We start from the raw sequence: 1,259 nt of genomic DNA, 5'->3' as shown, positions 1-1,259 counted from the left end.
ACCAACCCACGTGCTGCTCTGCACACAGCTGCGCTTAAGGAGGCCTTATGATCAAGCACAGTACGCGCACACCCGAAGCCGCCACCTTTCGTCAGGTGGTCGAAGCCGGTGATTATTTCATCAAGATCGTGCAGTCGGGTCAGACCGTGCGAATTCTGGATCTGGAAGGCAATCAGGCCGCCGATACCCTGTTCTACCGGGCTGATAATCCCACCGAACGCTACAGCGCCATCGACACCATTCGCGAACAGGGCAATGTGTATTTGACGGCTGGTACCATGCTGCTCAGCAACGAGGGCAATCCGATGCTCGAAATCGTGGCGGATACCTGCGGGCGGCACGATACGCTGGGCGGCGCCTGCGCCACCGAATCGAACACCGTACGTTATGGCCTTGAAACCAAGTGCATGCACGCCTGTCGTGACAGCTGGATGCTCGCCGTGGCCGAGCATGAAGAATACGGCCTCGGCAAGCGGGACATCACCCACAACATCAACTTCTTTATGAACGTGCCTGTCACGCCGGAAGGCGGGTTGACCTTCGAAGATGGCATTTCGGATGCGGGTAAGTATGTTGAATTGACGGCGAAAATGGACGTGATCGTGCTCATTTCCAACTGCCCGCAACTCAACAATCCCTGCAACGCCTACAATCCAACGCCCATTGAAATTTTGATCTGGAACTGAAACCCGTCAGTATCGACAAGACAAACCAGACCCCATGGGACGCCCCATGTGTGGTGCCAGAATCATTCGGGACGACCCGAATCCTTAGGAGTTCATGATCACGCGATCATGCAAGTGACCACTGATGTTTCATAAAGTACTCATAGCCAACCGCGGCGCCATTGCGTGTCGCATCATTCGAACCCTGAAGAACATGGGGATCACGTCCGTGGCTGTCTACTCCGAGGCCGATCGCCACGCACGCCATGTGGCAGAAGCCGACGAGGCCGTGTTCATCGGCCCGGCACCCGCATCCGAGAGCTATCTGGATCAGGCGAAAATTCTGGAGGCTGCGCGTGCCACGGGCGCCGAGGCCATCCACCCCGGCTACGGTTTCCTCAGTGAAAATGCCAGCTTTGCCGAAGCCTGTGCGGTGGCGGGCATCGCATTCATCGGCCCGACCCCGCAGCAGATGCGGGATTTTGGTCTGAAGCACACGGCGCGCGAGCTGGCCGAAAAAAATTCTGTGCCTTTATTGCCCGGTTCCGGCCTGCTGGACGATGTCGCCCATGCCCTGCGGGAAGCTGAGCGCAT

2 protein-coding genes are annotated in these 1,259 nt (G+C 57.7%); both read left to right on the top strand.

Translation table 11 applies throughout. The annotated features are described in order from the left end of the window. Positions 1 to 47: 47 nt before the first annotated feature. Positions 48 to 686, top strand: coding sequence for an urea amidolyase associated protein UAAP2 (locus tag PHD44_RS12660; RefSeq protein ID WP_300192255.1), 639 nt, complete (start codon positions 48 to 50; stop codon positions 684 to 686). A 124-nt stretch (positions 687 to 810) separates the two neighbouring features. Next, positions 811 to 1,259 (top strand): biotin carboxylase N-terminal domain-containing protein (locus PHD44_RS12655; RefSeq protein ID WP_300192254.1); only part of this gene is annotated, 449 nt, incomplete at its 3' end.

The organism is Halothiobacillus sp. (genome assembly GCF_028710545.1).
Lineage (GTDB): Bacteria > Pseudomonadota > Gammaproteobacteria > Halothiobacillales > Halothiobacillaceae > Halothiobacillus.
This window is presented reverse-complemented; position numbering and strand designations above follow the sequence as displayed.